Consider the following 17325-nt stretch of genomic DNA (forward strand, 5'->3'; position numbering starts at 1 on the left):
AGAACGGGGCATAATGACCGTGCCGACAGGGACGGGGAACTCATCGCCTAACCTGAGACCCTGCGCGACAACCATGACCGTCTCACACCATAAAACGACGGCTGTGTTCTAACAGGCCCGGTGAATGCCTCGATAGCATCGATCACGTTGCAATTGGACTGCGCCAGGAAACCAGCGACTGCCGTAACACTCTCCCGATCCTAAGCTACAAAAAGGGCTGTCAGTTCAAAACACCAAACCGAATTCTAACCCTGGCTATCGTCATAGGGTTACTGACCCAATACCATCCTGCAATGGCGAGTGGTGTAGGCGAGTTTATTGTCTTAGATCCTGACGTTGACGAACTTCCCTCAGTTTACCTGCGGGGTTTCGATGCCCGTGGGCCAGCTGTGGCGCCGGTGCGCTTTGATGTGGCGCATCAGCCGTCGGTCGAACTCGCTCCCTTCCGCTTGGAGCGACCCGTCACTGGGCAACAGCACTACTGGGACAATGCGGGCCCTTATTCTAAGCTGTATGCCCTTAGATCCGCGCCGTTTGCCGGTCGGGACGCTCACTCGCGGAATGGTGCGCACTGGCAGATGGTCCCCAACATCCCGCTTTACGACTTCCACCATTTTAACCAATTTGTGGGGATATGCCTTGTTCTCAAGCAGAGGGCTATGGTTCCGGAATATGAAAAAGAAGCCCGCACGCACCGCGTCAGTAGCCGGCCCACCCGAGGTCTCAAGTTGGCGTGGACGACAGTCGCTTAGAGTACAGCGCGCCACGGTGTCTGACCGAGGCGCATATCAGGGCTGCTACCTACGGCATGTTTGAGGCCATTGAGCTCGAAGGGAAATTTCCTCGAACAATGTCCCAGTCCGCCCCCCACCGCATTTCCAGATTGATGTGACGTTTCTGTAAAAAATGCCGCCCGCCGGGGTTGCGGCCTTCGGAGACCAGGTATAGATCACCTCTCGTTGGCGCGGGATGGAGCAGCCCGGTAGCTCGTCAGGCTCATAACCTGAAGGTCGTAGGTTCAAATCCTACTCCCGCAACCAACCTGAAACGCCGCCCTTTGGGGCGGCTTTTTCATTCAACCGGGTACATACTTAGGCAAAATACTGGGCGGCATCGGGCCCTTGTTGCGTCCCCCTTGCTCGGTTTGTTCCCAGGCATGCGCCAAGATGCCCACCGACCGCGATAGGCAAAACAATCCGCGCGAGAGCGGCGGGGGAAACCCTAATTCACAGAAGATCACGGCCGTTGCGCCGTCGATATTCATGGCGATATCCGCGCCGCGGTCGGCGCCGATCTGGTGCTGGACCGCTTCGCCGATATCAGCGAACCGCCCTGAAACGATACCCTGATCGGCTGCCTCTCGCACAAGCGCCATCAGACGGGGGGCGCGGGGGTCGACCGGCTTGTGAAAACGATGGCCGAAACCGCTAACGATCTTGCCCCGTGACGCGCGCCAATGTCCTAGGCCATCCACAGTCGCTTGGGCGAGTGGGACACTTTGGGCGCGCGTATCAATGTCTAGATAGAGCTCGGCACATTGTTCGCCCGCGCCACCATGGATGTCCCCTAGCATGTTGATCCCCGTAGCAAGGGCCGCGTTCAGCCCAACGCCACAGGTTGCCGCCATACGCGCCGCAGCGATCGAGGGAGCCTGCGGGCCATGGTCCACCCCGGCGACCAGCGCGGCCTCCAACAAGGCGGATTGGCCAGCGGTCGGGCGATCCCCCCGGAGCATCAGCCAGATCATCTCCGGAAAGGAGGTCGTGCCGATCAGATCTTCGATTGGGGTGCCGCGAAAGGCGATCCGTCCTGGTTCCATGTCGATGATCGACGTCTGCCACCAATCGCTTGGATCTTGAGTCATGGGACCTCCTCCCGTGCAGTCGCGCCCACTGTGCCGGGTCGTCGGACGCTGTCAAATAGCGTGGCGGAAAGGGGACTCGACAAACGGAGTCAAAATGAGAACATTACAGGAACATTAAGACCGATTCTCGGGGTGTTCTGTCCATGTTGTCCAAGGCGGATATGTGCTGTCCCGCCGTGACCGAGGTTTTCACGACCTCTCGTGATGGGGCGGCGACCGCTTTTCTCCTGGCCCAATTGGCCAGTCGTCGCGGGCCGATCTTGTGGGTGCAGGACCGTCTGTCCGCGCAAGAGGGCGGGCTGCCCTATGGCCGCGGCATTGCGGGGATCACCGGTCAGGACAGGCCCATCTTGCGGGTCGCGGCCCGCACGCCTGCCGAGGCGCTTTGGGCGATGGAGGAGGGATTGGAATGCAGCGCACTATCCGCCGTCATCGGGGAAGTCTGGGGCAGTCCCAAGGTGCTGGATTTCACGGCAACCAAGCGGTTGGCCTTGCGCTCCCAGCGATCCAAAGTGCCATTGTGGGTCCTGCGCTCGGATGCGGAACCGTCGCTGTCCGTGGCCCCGGACCGGTGGCGTGTGGCGTCCGCTCCGTCAACGGACAACACGCTCGATGCGCGCGCCCCGGGCGAGGCGCTCTGGTCGGCAGAGCTTTTCCGGTCTCGCACGCGTCGGCCGGGCACTTGGGTGGCCAGCCATGACCGCGCGTCGGATCGTCTCCATCTGGTTGCCCCGCTTCGCGATGGCGCGGTGGGAGAGGATGCAGACCCGCACCCCGCGCCCCGCCTGCGACCCCTGGGACGTGGCGCCGCCTGAATACGGCCCCGACACGCCCTTGGTGTTAGCTGCCGAGGGGCACCATGGACCGATCATTCATGCCATGACGGAAGCTGCGGCTGCCATGGGCGCGACCCGTGGCGCGCGGGTGGTCGATGTGCGCAGCCTCTGCCCGGACCTGCTCGCCTTGCCCGCTGATTTGGCGGGGGATGCGGCGGCGCTCGGTCGGATGGCGCTGTGGTCTCGCCGGTGGTGCCCCTGGTCCGCCACCGATGGGGCCGATGGGTTGGTTTTGGATACCACAGGCGCGGCGCACCTTTGGGGGGGCGAAGCGGCGATGCTCGCCGATATGCGGGACCGTTTGGGTGACTTGGGGCAAGAGGCGCGGCTGGCCATCGCTCCCACCCATGGGGCCGCCTGGGCCCTGGCCCGGTATGGCGACCCGCAGGAGATCAGCCACCCCGACGCGCTACGCGCCCGTCTTGCCGCCCTGCCGGTGGCGGCGCTGCGGCTCGATGCGGCGACCTTGCTGACCCTGCGGCGCCTGGGCCTCAAGCGCATCGGCGATCTGATGCTGCTGCCCCGTGCCACGCTAGATCGGCGGTTTGGACGCGACGGCAAGGCGCTCATGACACCCCTGCGGCGCCTGGATCAGGCCCTCGGTCATCTCCCGGAACCAGTCGTCAGCCCCGCACCCCCCCGGCGTTACCGAGCCGTACAACGTCTGGCGGAGCCGATCCTCGATCCGCAGCCCTCGCTGCCGGGTCTGCTGCGTGTCCTCTGCAACGATTTGGCGCGGGATGGTCAAGGCTTGCGCGCCCTGCGCCTCGATCTCTATCATGTGGATGGTCAGGCATCCGTGTTCGAGGCTGTCACCGCCCGCGCCACCCGCGATCCGGCTCACCTGTTTCGCTTGCTGGAGAGGCGCTTCGAAGGCCTCGACGCTGGGTTCGGCTTCGACACCCTTGCGGTGGAGGCCACGTGTGTTGAACCCCAGACCGCCGCCCAAACCCGTCTGGATGGGGACGACGACGCTGACCTCGCCACAGCCACCTTGATTGATCGCCTCACCAGCCGCATGGGCCCCCGCGCTGTGCAGCGGTCCACCCCCCGGCCCAGCCACTTGCCGGAGCGGGCCGAGATCTGGCGCCCCACCGGCGATACGCCCCGCGCCAATCGCTTGGCCCCGGGGGGGCTTGGCGGCGGTGGTCTCATCGCCCCTCCCCGAGAACGTCCCATCCGCCTCCTTCAAGCCCCCGAACCTATCGAGGTGCTCTATGCCGTTCCCGAAGGCCCCCCCGTTCGTTTCAAATGGCGCCGCAGACCCTATCTCATTCGCCGCCACCAAGGGCCTGAGCGTCTCTCGCCGGAATGGTGGCACGCGACGTCGACCGCGCGCCTGCGGGATTACTATAAGGTCGAGGTCTCTGATGGCGCGCGCTATTGGCTCTTCCGTGAAGGCATCGCGGGCGATGGCCGGGGCGGGGATCCAGATTGGTTTCTCCATGGTCTCTTCGCCTAAGGCGCTGTGGCAGCACCGCCTGCCCAACTATGGGACCCGCGCGCCATATCCCGCGCGGTTTGCACCCCAGCGAGCCGCCCCCTCCGCGCCCCTAAAATTCGCCGACAATTTAACTAAAATGCCCGCCGCCCTCCCTTCGATGTTCCAAAAATATGCAGGGGGGCCGCAGGCGGGGGGCATCGCCCCCCTCTGACGCCAGCCCCATGCCCGACGCGCCGCTTACGCCCGACAAACGCAGCCTGGATCCAGGCCAGCCCTTCACCCGCAACCCCCGCGCGCCTTTCGTGGAGTTGGGGGTCGCCTCGTGCTTCTCCTTTCTCCACGGGGCCTCCGATGCGGTGGATTTGGTCACGACCGCCTGGGAACTCGGCTATGATCGTATCGGCATCGCCGACCGCAATTCCATGGCGGGCGTCGTGCGCATCCATACGGAGGCCAAAACCGCCAAGATGACCCCCGTCATTGGGACGCGGCTCATCCTGACCTGCGGCGCGAACCTACTGGCCTATCCCACCGATCGTGCAGCCTATGGGCGGCTCTGTCAGTTGATCTCCAAGGGGCGGATGACGACGCAGGATGGCGCGCGCCAGGACAAAGGGGCCTGCGACATCACGTTGGATGACCTGGCGGCTCATCAGGCGGGCAGCATCCTGATCGCGCTCCCCCCCGAGGAGATCAGCGCCTTTGCCGCAGACCTCCGGCGCCTGACCCGCGCACTGCCCAGCCTGACGCATCTTGCTGCGGCCTATCACTACCGGGGCGACGACCAGGCGCGGATCGAAGCCCTCGATAGGCTCGCCCGGACCCACGGCCTGCGTCTTGTGGCGACCAACGACGTTCATTATCACATACCCGCCCGCCGTCCCTTGCAGGACGTGATGACCTGTATCCGCGAAAAGGTGCGCCTGACGGAGGCGGGGTATCTGCTGCATCCCAACGCCGAGCGGCACCTGAAATCCCCCGCTGAGATGGCACGCTTGTTTGACCGCTGGCCCCACGCCATCCGCGAGAGCGTCAAGATCGCCGACCGCGCGACCTTTTCCCTTAAGGAATTGAAATACGAATACCCCGAGGATGACGTCCCCGAAGGTCGCACCCCTGATACACATCTGCGATTGCTGACCGAGCAGGGGGCGAACCGTCGCTACCCGCAGGGCATTCCCCAAAAGGTTCGCGATGCCATCGAGACCGAGTTGGCCTTCATCGCTGAGCGGGGTCTGGCCCGCTACTTTATCACCATCCAGGAGATCGTCTCTTTCGCTCGCAGCCAAGACATTCTGTGCCAGGGGCGCGGGTCTGCGGCCAATTCGGCGGTGTGTTACTGCCTCTGGATCACCTCGGTTGATCCGGCCCAGCATGAGGTCCTGTTCGAGCGGTTCCTCTCCGCCGACCGCAATGAGCCGCCCGATATCGACGTGGATTTCGAGCATGAGCGGCGCGAAGAGGTCATCCAGCACATCTATAATCGCTACGGTCGCCACCATGCGGGGCTCTGTGCGACGGTCATCCACTACCGCCCCCGCATGGCCATCCGCGAGGTTGGCAAGGTCATGGGCCTGTCCGAAGACGTCACCACGGCCATGGCCAAGACCGTCTGGGGCAGTTGGGGGCGGTCCGTGGATGACATGCACCTGACCGATAGCGGGGTGAACCTGGCCGACCCCCACCTGCGCCGCGTTATCGCCCTGACCGATCAACTGATCGGGATGCCCCGCCATCTGGGCCAGCATGTGGGCGGCTTCATCCTGACCGAACAGCCCCTGACCTCGACCGTTCCCATTGGCAACGGCGCCATGCCAGACCGCAGTTTCATCGAATGGGATAAGGACGACATCGACGCGCTCGGGATTTTCAAGGTGGATGTGCTGGCCCTTGGGATGCTGACCTGCATTCGCAAATGCTTCGACCTGTTGCGCGCCCATAAGGCGACGGACCTGACGCTGGCCACGACGCCGAAAGAGGATCAAACCACCTATGAGATGCTGCAACGGGGCGACTCGCTTGGGGTGTTCCAGGTGGAAAGCCGGGCGCAGATGGCCATGCTGCCCAAGCTGCGGCCCAAGGAATTCTACGACCTCGTCATCCAGGTTGCCATCGTCCGCCCCGGCCCGATCCAGGGCGATATGGTGCACCCCTACCTGAAACGTCGCCGCGCCGGTGAAACGGGCGAGACGGTCCAGTACCCCAAGCCGGGGCCTGGGCACGACCCGGATGAGTTGAAGAAAATCCTCGGCCGCACCCTGGGCGTGCCCATCTTCCAAGAACAGGCGATGAAGATCGCCCTTGTGGCGGCAAAATTCACGGGGGCAGAGGCCAATCAACTGCGCAAGGCCATGGCCACCTTCCGCGCCAAGGGAAAGGTCAGCGACCACAAGGCCAATATGGTCGGGCGCATGGTCGCGCGTGGGTATGACCCGGAATTCGCGGCCCGCTGCTTCAGCCAGATCGAGGGCTTCGGCGAATACGGCTTTCCCGAAAGCCACGCCGCCAGCTTTGCGCATCTGGTGTATGTGTCCAGCTACCTCAAATGCCACCACCCGGATGTCTTTGCCTGTGCTCTGCTGAACTCCCAACCCATGGGCTTTTATGCGCCCGCGCAGATCGTGGATATGGCGCGGCGGTCGGGGGTCCCGGTCCGCGCGGTCGATGTGAATTATTCCGACTGGGATTGCACGTTGGAGCCTGACGGCACTGGCCATGCCTTGCGCCTGGGATTCCGCCAATTGACCGGCTTGCGCCAGGATGAGTTGGCCCGCTTGATCGCCGCCCGCTCCACGCCCTTCACAGGCGTGGAGAATGTGCGCACCCGGACGCGCTTGTCCAAACGCGCGATCGAGATCCTGGCCTCTGCCGATGCGTTTCGGTCCTGCGGGCAGGATCGGCGCGCTGCCCTCTGGGATGCGAAGGCCATCCGCAATGCGCCGGCGCTGCCACTGTTCACCCATGGTGAGGCGGCGGATGTGGGGGAGGAGCCAGCGCACACCCTGCCGACTATGCCCCTGCGCGAACAAGTCGTGGCCGATTACCAGACCGCGCGCCTGTCGCTTAAGGCGCACCCCGTTGCCTTCATGCGCCGGGCCATGGCGAAGGGCGGCTATACCCGCGCCGCCGATCTGCGACGGTTGCGGTTCAATCAACAGGTCTCGGTCGCGGGGCTGGTCTTGATCCGTCAACGCCCAGGCAGCGCCAAGGGAGTCTGTTTCATCACGCTAGAAGATGAGAGTGGCGTGGTGAACGTCGTGGTCTGGCCCGATATGTTCAAACACCATCGCAAGGCGATCATGGGCGCGCGGATGATGGCGGTGCATGGGTACGTGCAATACGATGATGCCGTGATCCACGTGGTCGCCCGGGATATCGTTGATCGCAACGACGCGCTGCTACGGCTGAGCGAGGATGAGTTGGCGCCCGCTCTGGCCCGCGCCGATGAGGTCGTCCGCCCCGTCCCCGACCACCAGGGCCGCCACCCCAGGGATGTGAGAGTCATCCCCAAGTCGCGGGACTTTCATTGAGGGGACCTGATTGCGGTGCGGTATAACGATAAGGCCGCCGCCCGCATGGAGTGCAAGTTGTTGGGGCAGGGGGCTCCCCGCTGAGGCCCGTCATGGCAATGACGTCTGGGTCGGACGCGACATGTTCCCTGATCGCCAAACAACCGGAAGGTGATGCTGCCCGGAGGTCCGAGCAGCATCACACGTTTGGCCGGACGCCTAGAACAGGAAGTCCTCAGCGCTGAGGCTGTCGACCGATGTGCCTGCCAGCAAAACGCTGTCACCGTTTCCGAGGTCGAGCGATGCGCCGGCCCGTGTTTGGGTGAGCGCGGCTTCCACGTCCGAGAAGTTGCCCAACGACGCAATTGCGCTGACATCGATAACGTCGTCTCCGCCGAATCCGCGAACCACGTCATCGCCATCGCCGGTTTCGAACACGAATGTATCCGCTCCGCGCCCGCCAATGAGCAGGTCGTTGCCACGGCCACCGTCGAGCACATCGTCCCCGCCGCCACCGCGCAGTTCATCACGACCGCCGCCGCCATTCAGCGCGTCGTTGCCACCGCCGCCGCGCAAGTCGTCGCTGCCACCGCCACCGTTGAGCACATCGTCCCCACCGCGGCCAAACAAGTCGTCGCGACCACGGCCGCCGTTGATTTCATCGGCATCGCGCGTGCCGGACAGGACATCGCGTCCGCCAGTGCCGTTGATCACATTGGTCGGTGCTGGGGCCGGATCGACCGGATCGGGATCGACTGGGTCGGGATCGACGGGATTAGGGTCGACCGGGTCCGGGTCCACGGGATCCACCGGGGCCGGACCGCTGCCACCGACAACGGAGATCTCCTCGTCGAAGCTCGGCTCGGCCAGTGTGACGGTCGTGGTGATTTCAGTGACACCCGATACATCGGCCCTCCGGTCGCTGGGGACCAGGAACAGCGTTCCGTCGATTTCGAAGAACAGCGGACGCGCCAGCGCGCCACCGTCCGTCGCAACATCTTCGCCGCCGGGCCCTTGGGGCACGATCACGCTCAGATCCGGCACACGCTGCGCCACCTCGACCCCGTCAATCAGGAGCGTCACCACTTCGGATGGCTCCGCCGTGCTGGAAAAGCCCCCCAGGAATGTCCGAATGGATGCCCCGGTCAGGACAGCGGCGTCGAGTTCTTGGACGCGGTCGGTTCGGGTGACATCGATCGGATCAATGGCAGTCAAAGTTACAGCGGACAATTGCGTGCCCGCAGCGATGGTTGTTCCACCGAGCGACTGCGCGGTGACACCCTCTACGCGAAAAACTGTGAGGGTTGATGTGATGGTCGGCATTTGCGTCTCCCAATTACGCATTCTGTGCCGATTTAGCTATCTTTGTGTCGCTGGAGAGTGGAATTAAACTTGCTTCACGAAAAGCGGATATTGCGTGAGATGATTTGAATGGAAAAAGTCGTTCAAATTGGTGCCCGTAGGTAGTCCTTATTTAATTCACATCAGCTAGGGTTCGCGGCGCGACATCTGGATGCTCGATAAGATGAATATGAGCACGCGGACGATGCTCACCTTATGCGTCCAGTAAGATCGTACGTGTTCCGCCTTGGGCTCGCACAGAAGCGACGGATGCTGCGGCGAAGCGGCTTGGAGCCGATCCGGGCTCAAGGTCGTGAAGCTGTTGCCGGTCACTCGATGAACGTAGCCACGCGCTATCCTTCATGTGAGATGATCCACGTCCCGTGACGCCTAAGTGATGCCGCACGGGGTGTTCCGCCGATCGGCCCGGTTTACGTCCACGCACGGCTTAGCATGTTGCAACGTGGGTCCATCGAAGAAACGACGAAGACAGTGTTAAACTATGAATTTGAGAGATTTAGAATATGTTGCGGCAGTTGCAAAACTTGGCAACTTCAGCGCGGCCGCTGAGGCTTGCAACGTCTCGCAGCCTGCTTTGTCGAACCAAATCAAGAAGCTCGAAAAGGAGTTAGGCGCCGATCTGTTCCTGCGCCTAAGCGGAGAGGTGCGGCCGACGGACTGTGGTCAACGCATCGTGAAGATTGCCGAAGAGATGCTGGTCGGTGCGCAGCGGATCAGGGACACGGCGACCGAGTTTCGCGATCCAGAGGCGCTGCCCTTCAACATTGGCCTCACGCCGACGCTGGCGCCGTATCTGACCGATTACTTCTCGAACCTGTTTAGCGTTCTATTCCCGCGCATGCGGGTCAATATGATCGAAGACCTGCCGCAGAATATGTTGAAGATGGTGGAGGATCACAGCCTGGACGTCGCCTTGGTGGCAAAGTTGAACCACAACTCGACCCTCGACTTCACCTCGATCTGGGAGGAGCCTCTGTATCTGGCTGTTAATAAGCACCATCCCCTTGCCCCCTTGCCGTCGATCCGGCCCGAAGAGGTGCCGGTCCATGATTTTATTCGTCTTCCGCATTCGTTTGGATACGAACTGGAAGACAGATTGCCGACACCTGATCAGGCCTCTCGCGGTTCAAAGAGGTTCGATCTAACCGCGCTGCGCTTTGAGACGATCTGCCGACATATCTGCCATTCCGACGATTGCACAATTGTCTCGGCGCTGGCCGCTGAACAATTCCGCCAAGACAATTGGCCCTTGTCCTTCATTCCGTTCGAAGCACCCGGCAACCTTCGCAATCTCGGCGCGGCCTCTCGCTTGAATTGTCCGCGAAAGCCGCTGCTGGGCAGGATCGGAGCCTATATTCAGGAGAACCCGCCCAAAGGCGTCACGCCGACGTTCGCGGCGTGACGAGGGTCTTGCTTACTCGATGAACGTGCGGGCCAATCGGTCGCTCAGAGGTTGGGTCAGATAGCTGAGGGCCGTGCGCTCGCCGGTATTCACAAACAGGTCGGCGGGCATGCCCGGGACCAGGTCCAGCGCCGCGACATCCTGGGGTTGAGCATCGTTCAGTTTGACCCGCGCGGTATAGTAGTGATCGCCGGTGCGTTCATCTTCCAGACTATCGGCAGAGATATCGATGATACGGCCCTCCGCCTCGGGTACATCGCCTTGATCAAAGGCCGATAGACGCACGCGTGTGGATTGACCGATGTAAAGCTTTTCGATGTCGGCGGTGTTCACCCGGGCCTCGACCACCAGCGGTTGGTCAATCGGGACGATGTCCAGGATAGGCGCGCCCGGACGGACGACCCCGCCTGCGGTGAAGACCGTCATCTCGACCACACGCCCGCTGACGGGCGCCGTGATGGCCACGCGCTTCAGCCGCTCCGATGCACCGAGGTACTGCGGCTCCAGCGTGGCAAGCGAGGCATCGATCTGCGCCAATTCGCTCGACGCGGCCTCTTCCCGCAGGGTGCGGGTCCCGATGCTGGCCAGGTGCAACTCGCTGATTTGATTGCGGGCCTGTGCCTCTTGGGTGAGCAGGGCGGCATCCACACCGATGAGACGCTCAACCTCGACACGGCGCGAATTGACCCGTGCCACGGCGATAAGACCTCTGTCCAAGAGCGATTGCAGGTTTGCCAACTCCTGACGGGTGATCTCTAGCTGACGCATGTTGGAGGCGCGCTGAGACTGAAGGCCGCTCACTTGATCCTCCAGATTGGCGATGCGCTGTTCGGTCAGCGCCTCCTCTGCATCGCGCGAGCGGCGCTCCGCATCGAATAACAGTTTCTGGGTCGCGAACGCCGTGGTCCAGGTCGCGGGATCCAGGTCCACGCGCATCATCTGCGCGACGGAGGCCTGATCGAACGTCTCGGCGTCCTGCAGTTGGGCCATCAGGCGCGCGCGGCGCACCGACAGATCGCTGAGCTGGCTTTCGATCACATCCAGGTCGACGCCCAGGTCTGTGCTGTCCAACTCCAACAGGGTCTGGCCCGCCTCAACCAGATCACCGTTGCTGACCAGGATGTTGCTGACGATGCCGCCATCCAGATGCTCGACGGTCTTGCGATTGCCTTCGACGACGAAGTTGGCCTGGGCCACGACCGCGCCATCCAGTTTCGAGGCGGTTGCCCAGTAGGCGCCGCCGCCCAGGAACCCGACAACGGCCAAGAGCCCAAAGGTCACAAAGCCCGCGATGCTGGCGCCAGATGCTTTGGCTGGGACGCGGTTATACTCCTCCAGGCGCAGAACGCCGGTGTTGCGGGCGGGGGTCAGTGCGGTCGTCATTGGACGGCTCCTTTCAATGCGGGCTGTTTCGCGCGGCGCGCGGCCAGTTGCGCGGCAGCCGTGTGGGCCAAAGGCGTCCCTTGCTGACGCGGGCGCAGGATCTCTTCCTTGTCGCCAAAGCCAGTCTGCGTGCCTTTTCTGAGGGTCAGGACCTTGTTAACTGCCTCCAACGTGCTCGGGCGATGGGTCATGACGAAGGTGATGGCGCCCCGTTCGCTGGCGCCGCGTATGGCGTTGCGCAGGGCCGCTTCGCCTTGGGCGTCCAGGTCGGAATTCGGCTCATCCAGGACCAGAATGAACGGATCATCATAGAGGGCCCGCGCCAGGGCGATCCGCTGACGTTGACCGCCGGACAAGTGGAACCCGTTGCCAACCTCGGTCGCGTATCCATCCGGAAGGCCGCTGATTAGACCATGCACATCGGCCGCGATGGCCGCCGCCAGCAATTTGCTGTCGTCAATGGATGTGGAAAACCGCGCGATGTTGTCGCGAATGGTGCCATCGAATAGAGTGACGTCCTGCGGCAAGTAGCCGACCAGATGCCCGAGGTCTTCGGGATCCCATTTGGCCATAGGCGTCCCGTCAAGGCGAATGGCCCCGCGCTGCGGCGTCCAAATTCCGGCCAGCATCTTGGCCAGGGTCGACTTGCCCGATCCGCTATGACCGATCACGGCCACGACATCGCCAGCCGACAGCGCAAATTCGATCCCGCCGATGGTGGCGTTTTGGGCCAAGGGCGGACCGGCCTGCGCGATGGCCGCGTTCAGCGAGATCTGCGGACGCGGCAGGGCGAGGCGCTTGGGCGGCTCGGGGTACGCCTCAGACAGGGCGCGCAGTTTCTTGTAGGACCCACGGGCGGCCAGGAAGGTCCGCCACTGACCGATCAGTTGATCGATGGGGGCCAGCGCACGGGCCAGCACGATCGTGGCGGAAATCATCACACCCGCCGTGGCCTGACCGCTGACCGCAAGGGCAGCGCCCAGACCCAGCATGCCAGACTGCAGCGCCATGCGGGTCGTTTTGGACATCACCGAAAAGCTGGCGAGCCGGTCGGACACGCGCGATTTCAGGTGATGGGCGTTATGTTGCAGAGCCGTCCAACGCCGGGCGAGATCACCAGTCATACCCATTGCATGGACAAGCTCTGCGTTTTGCTCACTTGAGGTGAACAAACTGTCGGACCTGACGCGCGCCTCGCCTGCGTCTTGCATCACATCGGCGGAACGCGCGTTATTGATCAGGGCCATGAGTGTCAGGAACAGCGCGCCAGCAATCCCAAGCGCGCCAAGATAGGGGTGCAGGACATAGAGCACACCCAGGTAAAGCGGGATCCACGGGGCGTCGAAGAAGGCGACCAACGTGGGTCCCGAAATGAAATCACGCATGCCGTTCACATCGGCGGCGGGGTTGTCGGCGCTGGCCTTGCCCTGCACCCGCTGGCGGATCGAGGCCTGAAGGATCGGCGCGCCGATCTGCAACTCAAACCGGGCGCCAAGGCGGCTGAGGATCCGCATGCGGATCAGGTCGAGAAGACCCGTCACCAGAAAAACACCCGCCAGCAAAACGCTAAGGGCAATGAGGGTGTCCATGTTCTGGCTGGTCAGCACGCGATCATAGACCTGCAGCATGTAGAGGGGGCCAGCGAGCATCAGCAGGTTCAGGATCATGCTGAAGAAACCGATGGCGAGAAAGCCGCTGCGCAGCTTGCCCCATGCGGATTTGACGGTGGATTTTTTCTGAAACATTTGGGTGATCTCTTTTCAGCGTGAAGAGGTGGCGGCGGGGGCCGCCACCTCGGTGTGATCTGATCAAACGATGAAGTCGTCGTCGGTCAGATCACGGCTGTCGACCCCTTCGAGGCGCACGGAGGCGTCCGACGAGAAGGTCAGCAGGGCGTCGTCGTTGTCCTGGGAAACGACGAGGCTCTCGGCGAAGTCCGGGCCGAAGTCAGAGAAGTCCAACCGGTCCACGCCAAGCTCAAAGTCACCCACCGTGTCGTTGCCGAAGAGCCCTTCGAACGAGAAGATGTCCGAGCCTTCGCCACCAAGCAGCAGGTCATCGCCTAGGCCGCCGTCCAACAGGTCATCCCCGTCTTCACCCGATAAGGTGTTGTCGGCATTGGACCCGATGAGCACGTCGCCATCGTCCGAGCCGATCACGTTCTCGATGGAGCTGAGGATGTCGATCTCGACCACTTCGTCGATCACATCCAGGCCGGACACACCCGTCGGCGATGCGGCGTCGATGGTGCCGCCCGCGTCCACCAGCGTGTCCTGCGCGATGGGACCGTTGACCCCGGCAGGTGCGTTGTGGAGGTGGATGGCCGATACGCCACCGGCACCGGGGGTTTGCAGATCCGCCTCGTTTAGGCCAACGACGGTCAACTCCGAGGAGTAGACAACCTTACCCGTGGCTTCATCGACGGAGATGGTCAGTGTCGCCGTGCCGGTCGCGTCGCTGTCGGAGGTGTCACCGGGCTCCTGGCTTGCGTCGAGCGTTGCCACAAGCTCGATGACACGTCCGTGCCCATCGCCCTCGTCGCTAACAACCTCGAACTGGCCGCGGATTTCACCACCCGGGAAGTCCGACGTGTGGATGTTGTAGTAGAGGTTCCCGGCAAGGGCCTCAGACACAAATCCAGCGGCGTCGTTGATGTTTTCGGTCGGTTGCAGGGAGGCGCCGACGACAACATTCTCGACCGAGACCGTGAAGCCGGTTTCGCGCGTGGCGGTCCCGTTTCCGTTGGCCCCAAGGTTGACGGTCACGGCCACATCCTGGTCCGAGAAGTCGGCCGTGTCACTGCCTTCGCCACCGTCGATGAAGTCGCTGCCCAGGCCGCCGACAATCACATTGTCGCCTTGGCCTGCGATCAGAACGTCATCGCTGGCACCGCCATCGAGAACGCCGTTGATCTGACCCAGGTCGATCACGATGTCTTCGCCGTCGCCCAGCAACACATTGCCGTTCACCACACCCTCGTCATCGTTGACGAAGGTCACGTCGCCCGCTTCGGTCGCGTCGATGGCGTTGACCGTCCCGGAGATCTCTCCTTCGTTCAGGATCGCACCCAGCAGGTTCAGGCCACCGTCGATGCGAATGCCCGCGGCGGAGCCGCTGTCTTCGGACCCGGCGATGATGCCTTCGTTCTGCACCAAACCGGCAAAGCTCGCGTCTTCCTGGCTGCTGAAAAGGCGCAGGCCGTCACCGACGGTGTTGCCCTCTGCCGCGTCCCCGCGACCTTGCAGGATGCCTTGGTTAAAGATGGCGGCGGACACAACATCCCCATCCACATCGCCGGTTTGCAGCGAGACGGCGGAGCCATTGTTGTCCAGCCCGGCGTCTACAACACCGGTGTTGGTGAAAGTGTAGGTGTCGGCGGTGCCATCGGCATAGACCGTGCCATTGCGCTGATCGCCGGTGCCCAGGATGACGCCGGTGTTCAGCACCTCCAACCCTTCACCGTCGATGTTCAAGGCGCGGCTATCCGACGACACCACGCCGGAGTTCACGAAGGACCCGCCCGTGTGATCGCCCGTGCCGAAGTAGACACCGTTCTGCACGCCGGAGATCGTGCCGGAGCTGGTCAACTCGCCTTGGAAGTCGATGCCGTTGACGACCCGTACACCGGCGACGGTGCCATTGGCGCCCTCGGAGGTGATCGCGCCGGAGTTGGTGATGACGGCATCGGTTGCGCCGACATTGCCAACGTTGCCGATGCGGACGCCGTCTCCCGCAAGGGGCGTGCCCGCCGCTGCGTTTCCGCGACCCGCGATAGTGCCCGAGTTGTTCAGCGTGAAGCTGTTCACCTCGTCTTCGGCACCACCGATCTCAGCCCCAAAGCCGGAGCCTTGGTTGCCTTCGCCGGCATCAATCGTGCCGGTGTTGACGACCGAGAAGTCATCGGCGGTGCCATCGGCATAAACCGTGCCATTGCGCTGGTCACCGGTACCGAGGATCGTGCCTGCGTTCTCAACGCTCAAGCCCGTGCCATCGATGTTCAGCGCCCGGCTGTCGGACGACACAACGCCGCTCGCTTCGTTGACGAACGAACCGCCCGTGTGGTCGCCGGTGCCGAAGTAGACGCCGTTCTGCGTACCTGCGATCAGGCCCGCGTTGGTCAACTCACCTTGGAAGTTCACGCCGTTGACGACGCGAACACCGGCAACGGTTCCATTGGCCCCTTCGGACAGGATCTCGCCAGTGTTGGTGATGGTGGCGTCGGTGGTGCCAGTGTTGCCCACGTTGCCAACCCGCACACCGTCGCCCGCCAAGGGCGTGCCCGCTGCCGCATCGCCACGCCCTTGGATCACGCCGTTGTTTTCCAGCGTGAAGGTGTTGGCGCCATCTTCCGCGCTACCGATCTCGGCCCCAAAGCCAGACCCTTGGTTGCCTTCGCCCGCATCGATAGTTCCGCTGGCAAGGTTGCGAACGCTAAAATCATCGGCGGTGCCATCGGCATAGACGGTGCCGTTCCGCTGATCACCCGTGCCCAGAATGTCGCCCGCGTTGGTCAGATCAACGCCGGTGCCGTCAATGTTCACCGCCCGGCTGTCCGATTGGATCGTCCCGAAGTTCAGGACATCCAGGTCATGCTCGGCGTCGCCAATATAGAGACCGTTGCGCACCCCTTCGATCACACCGGTCGATGTGTTTAGGATGCGCCCTTCGGTGGCTGCGCCATCGGCGATCCGGATACCTGCGGCGGTGCCGGAATTGCTTTCCGACGAGATCAGGCCCGAGTTGACGATGTCCGTATCAGACACCGTACCCTCGGCACCATTGTTGATGCGGATCCCGTCGCCCGCCCCACCGGTGTCCGAGGCAGCTTGGCCGCGGCCTTGGATGGTGGCGCCAAAGCCATTGAAGACCGTGTTTGACACCACGTCGCCCGCTTCATCGCCAACTTGGAAGGAGATGCCTGCGCCGTCGTTGCCTTCGCCCGCGTCAATCGTGCCGCCCGTGAAGTTCGCGATGCTGACGTCTTCTGCCGTGGCGTTCGTGTAGATGGTGCCGTTGCGCTGGTCATCGGTGCCGACAATGTCGCCAAAGTTGCGAACGCTGATCCCTTCGCCTTCGATCTCGACCGCGCGGTCGTCGGACGAGATGACACCACCCCGGAAGTTGTCGAGCGTGCCGGAGCTGTTTGGACCACTGAACTCAACGCCGTTGAACGCACCGGCGATGCTGCCGAAGTTGCGAATATCGGCGCTGGAGCCGTCGGTGACCTCGATGCCCGTGGCATCCGCCCCGTTCGCCTCAATACTGCCCGTGCGGAAGTTGAAAACCTGCGTGTCATCGGCCTCGACCGAGACAGCGGACGCAGCGCCATCGGTTTCGATCTCGCCAAAGTTCAAGAGCCGGGAAAGGTCGTTGTTCAGCACAAAGGCCGGCGTGTTGTCGACAACGGTGTTCTGGAAGAAGCCGTTGTTGAGTGTCTGTCCATCGCGAGCAGTTTCCTGCGCCAGTGACGAGGTCGTCAGCAATTTGGCGCGCAGACTGGCGAGTAGTTCGGAAAGCATGGGTGA

At 62.9% G+C, this 17325-nt stretch carries 9 protein-coding genes and 1 tRNA gene; 5 read left to right on the plus strand and 5 right to left on the minus strand.

From position 1 onward, the window contains the following. Positions 1–963 precede the first annotated feature (963 nt). Positions 964–1040: transfer RNA gene (locus tag K5R33_RS16100), tRNA-Met, on the plus strand. A 35-nt stretch (positions 1041–1075) separates the two neighbouring features. Here K5R33_RS16100 and K5R33_RS16105 read toward each other — a convergent pair. Next, positions 1076–1864: a citryl-CoA lyase gene (locus K5R33_RS16105; protein ID WP_220750108.1), complete on the minus strand. Its 789-nt coding sequence runs from the start codon at positions 1862–1864 to the stop codon at positions 1076–1078. A gap of 143 nt (positions 1865–2007) precedes the next feature. Between K5R33_RS16105 and K5R33_RS16110 the strand changes: the two genes are divergently transcribed. From K5R33_RS16110 to K5R33_RS16120, 3 genes are all read left to right on the plus strand, one after another. Then, a complete protein-coding gene (locus K5R33_RS16110) occupies positions 2008–2679 on the plus strand; it encodes an ImuA family protein (protein ID WP_220750109.1) in 672 nt (223 codons plus the stop codon). After that, positions 2624–4162: a Y-family DNA polymerase gene (locus K5R33_RS16115; RefSeq protein WP_255576493.1), complete on the plus strand. Its 1539-nt coding sequence runs from the start codon at positions 2624–2626 to the stop codon at positions 4160–4162. Before K5R33_RS16110 ends, K5R33_RS16115 begins: the two co-directional genes overlap by 56 nt. Before the next feature lie 203 nt (positions 4163–4365). Next, complete coding sequence (locus K5R33_RS16120; RefSeq protein WP_220750111.1) at positions 4366–7674, plus strand: error-prone DNA polymerase; 3309 nt, start codon at positions 4366–4368, stop codon at positions 7672–7674. Between the two features lie 198 nt (positions 7675–7872). Here K5R33_RS16120 and K5R33_RS16125 read toward each other — a convergent pair whose 3' ends face one another. Further along, a complete protein-coding gene (locus K5R33_RS16125) occupies positions 7873–8976 on the minus strand; it encodes a calcium-binding protein (RefSeq protein WP_255576494.1) in 1104 nt (367 codons plus the stop codon). A gap of 520 nt (positions 8977–9496) precedes the next feature. Between K5R33_RS16125 and K5R33_RS16130 the strand changes: the two genes are divergently transcribed. Then, on the plus strand, positions 9497–10417 hold the full coding sequence (locus tag K5R33_RS16130; RefSeq protein ID WP_220750113.1) for a LysR family transcriptional regulator: 921 nt from the start codon (positions 9497–9499) through the stop codon (positions 10415–10417). A 12-nt stretch (positions 10418–10429) separates the two neighbouring features. On the opposite strand, the gene K5R33_RS16135 is transcribed toward K5R33_RS16130, so the two are convergent. The 3 genes from K5R33_RS16135 to K5R33_RS16145 all read right to left on the minus strand — a co-directional run bounded on the left by K5R33_RS16135 (position 10430) and on the right by K5R33_RS16145 (position 17319). Beyond that, entirely contained in the window at positions 10430–11800 is a 1371-nt protein-coding gene (locus K5R33_RS16135; RefSeq protein ID WP_220750114.1) for an HlyD family type I secretion periplasmic adaptor subunit, read from the minus strand. After that, on the minus strand, positions 11797–13545 hold the full coding sequence (locus K5R33_RS16140) for a type I secretion system permease/ATPase (protein WP_220750115.1): 1749 nt from the start codon (positions 13543–13545) through the stop codon (positions 11797–11799). Before K5R33_RS16140 ends, K5R33_RS16135 begins: the two co-directional genes overlap by 4 nt. 63 nt (positions 13546–13608) lie before the next feature. Then, entirely contained in the window at positions 13609–17319 is a 3711-nt protein-coding gene (locus tag K5R33_RS16145; protein ID WP_220750116.1) for a beta strand repeat-containing protein, read from the minus strand. Positions 17320–17325: the final 6 nt, after the last annotated feature.

The organism is Jannaschia pagri (genome assembly GCF_019655435.1).
In the GTDB taxonomy this organism is placed as follows: domain Bacteria; phylum Pseudomonadota; class Alphaproteobacteria; order Rhodobacterales; family Rhodobacteraceae; genus Jannaschia; species Jannaschia pagri.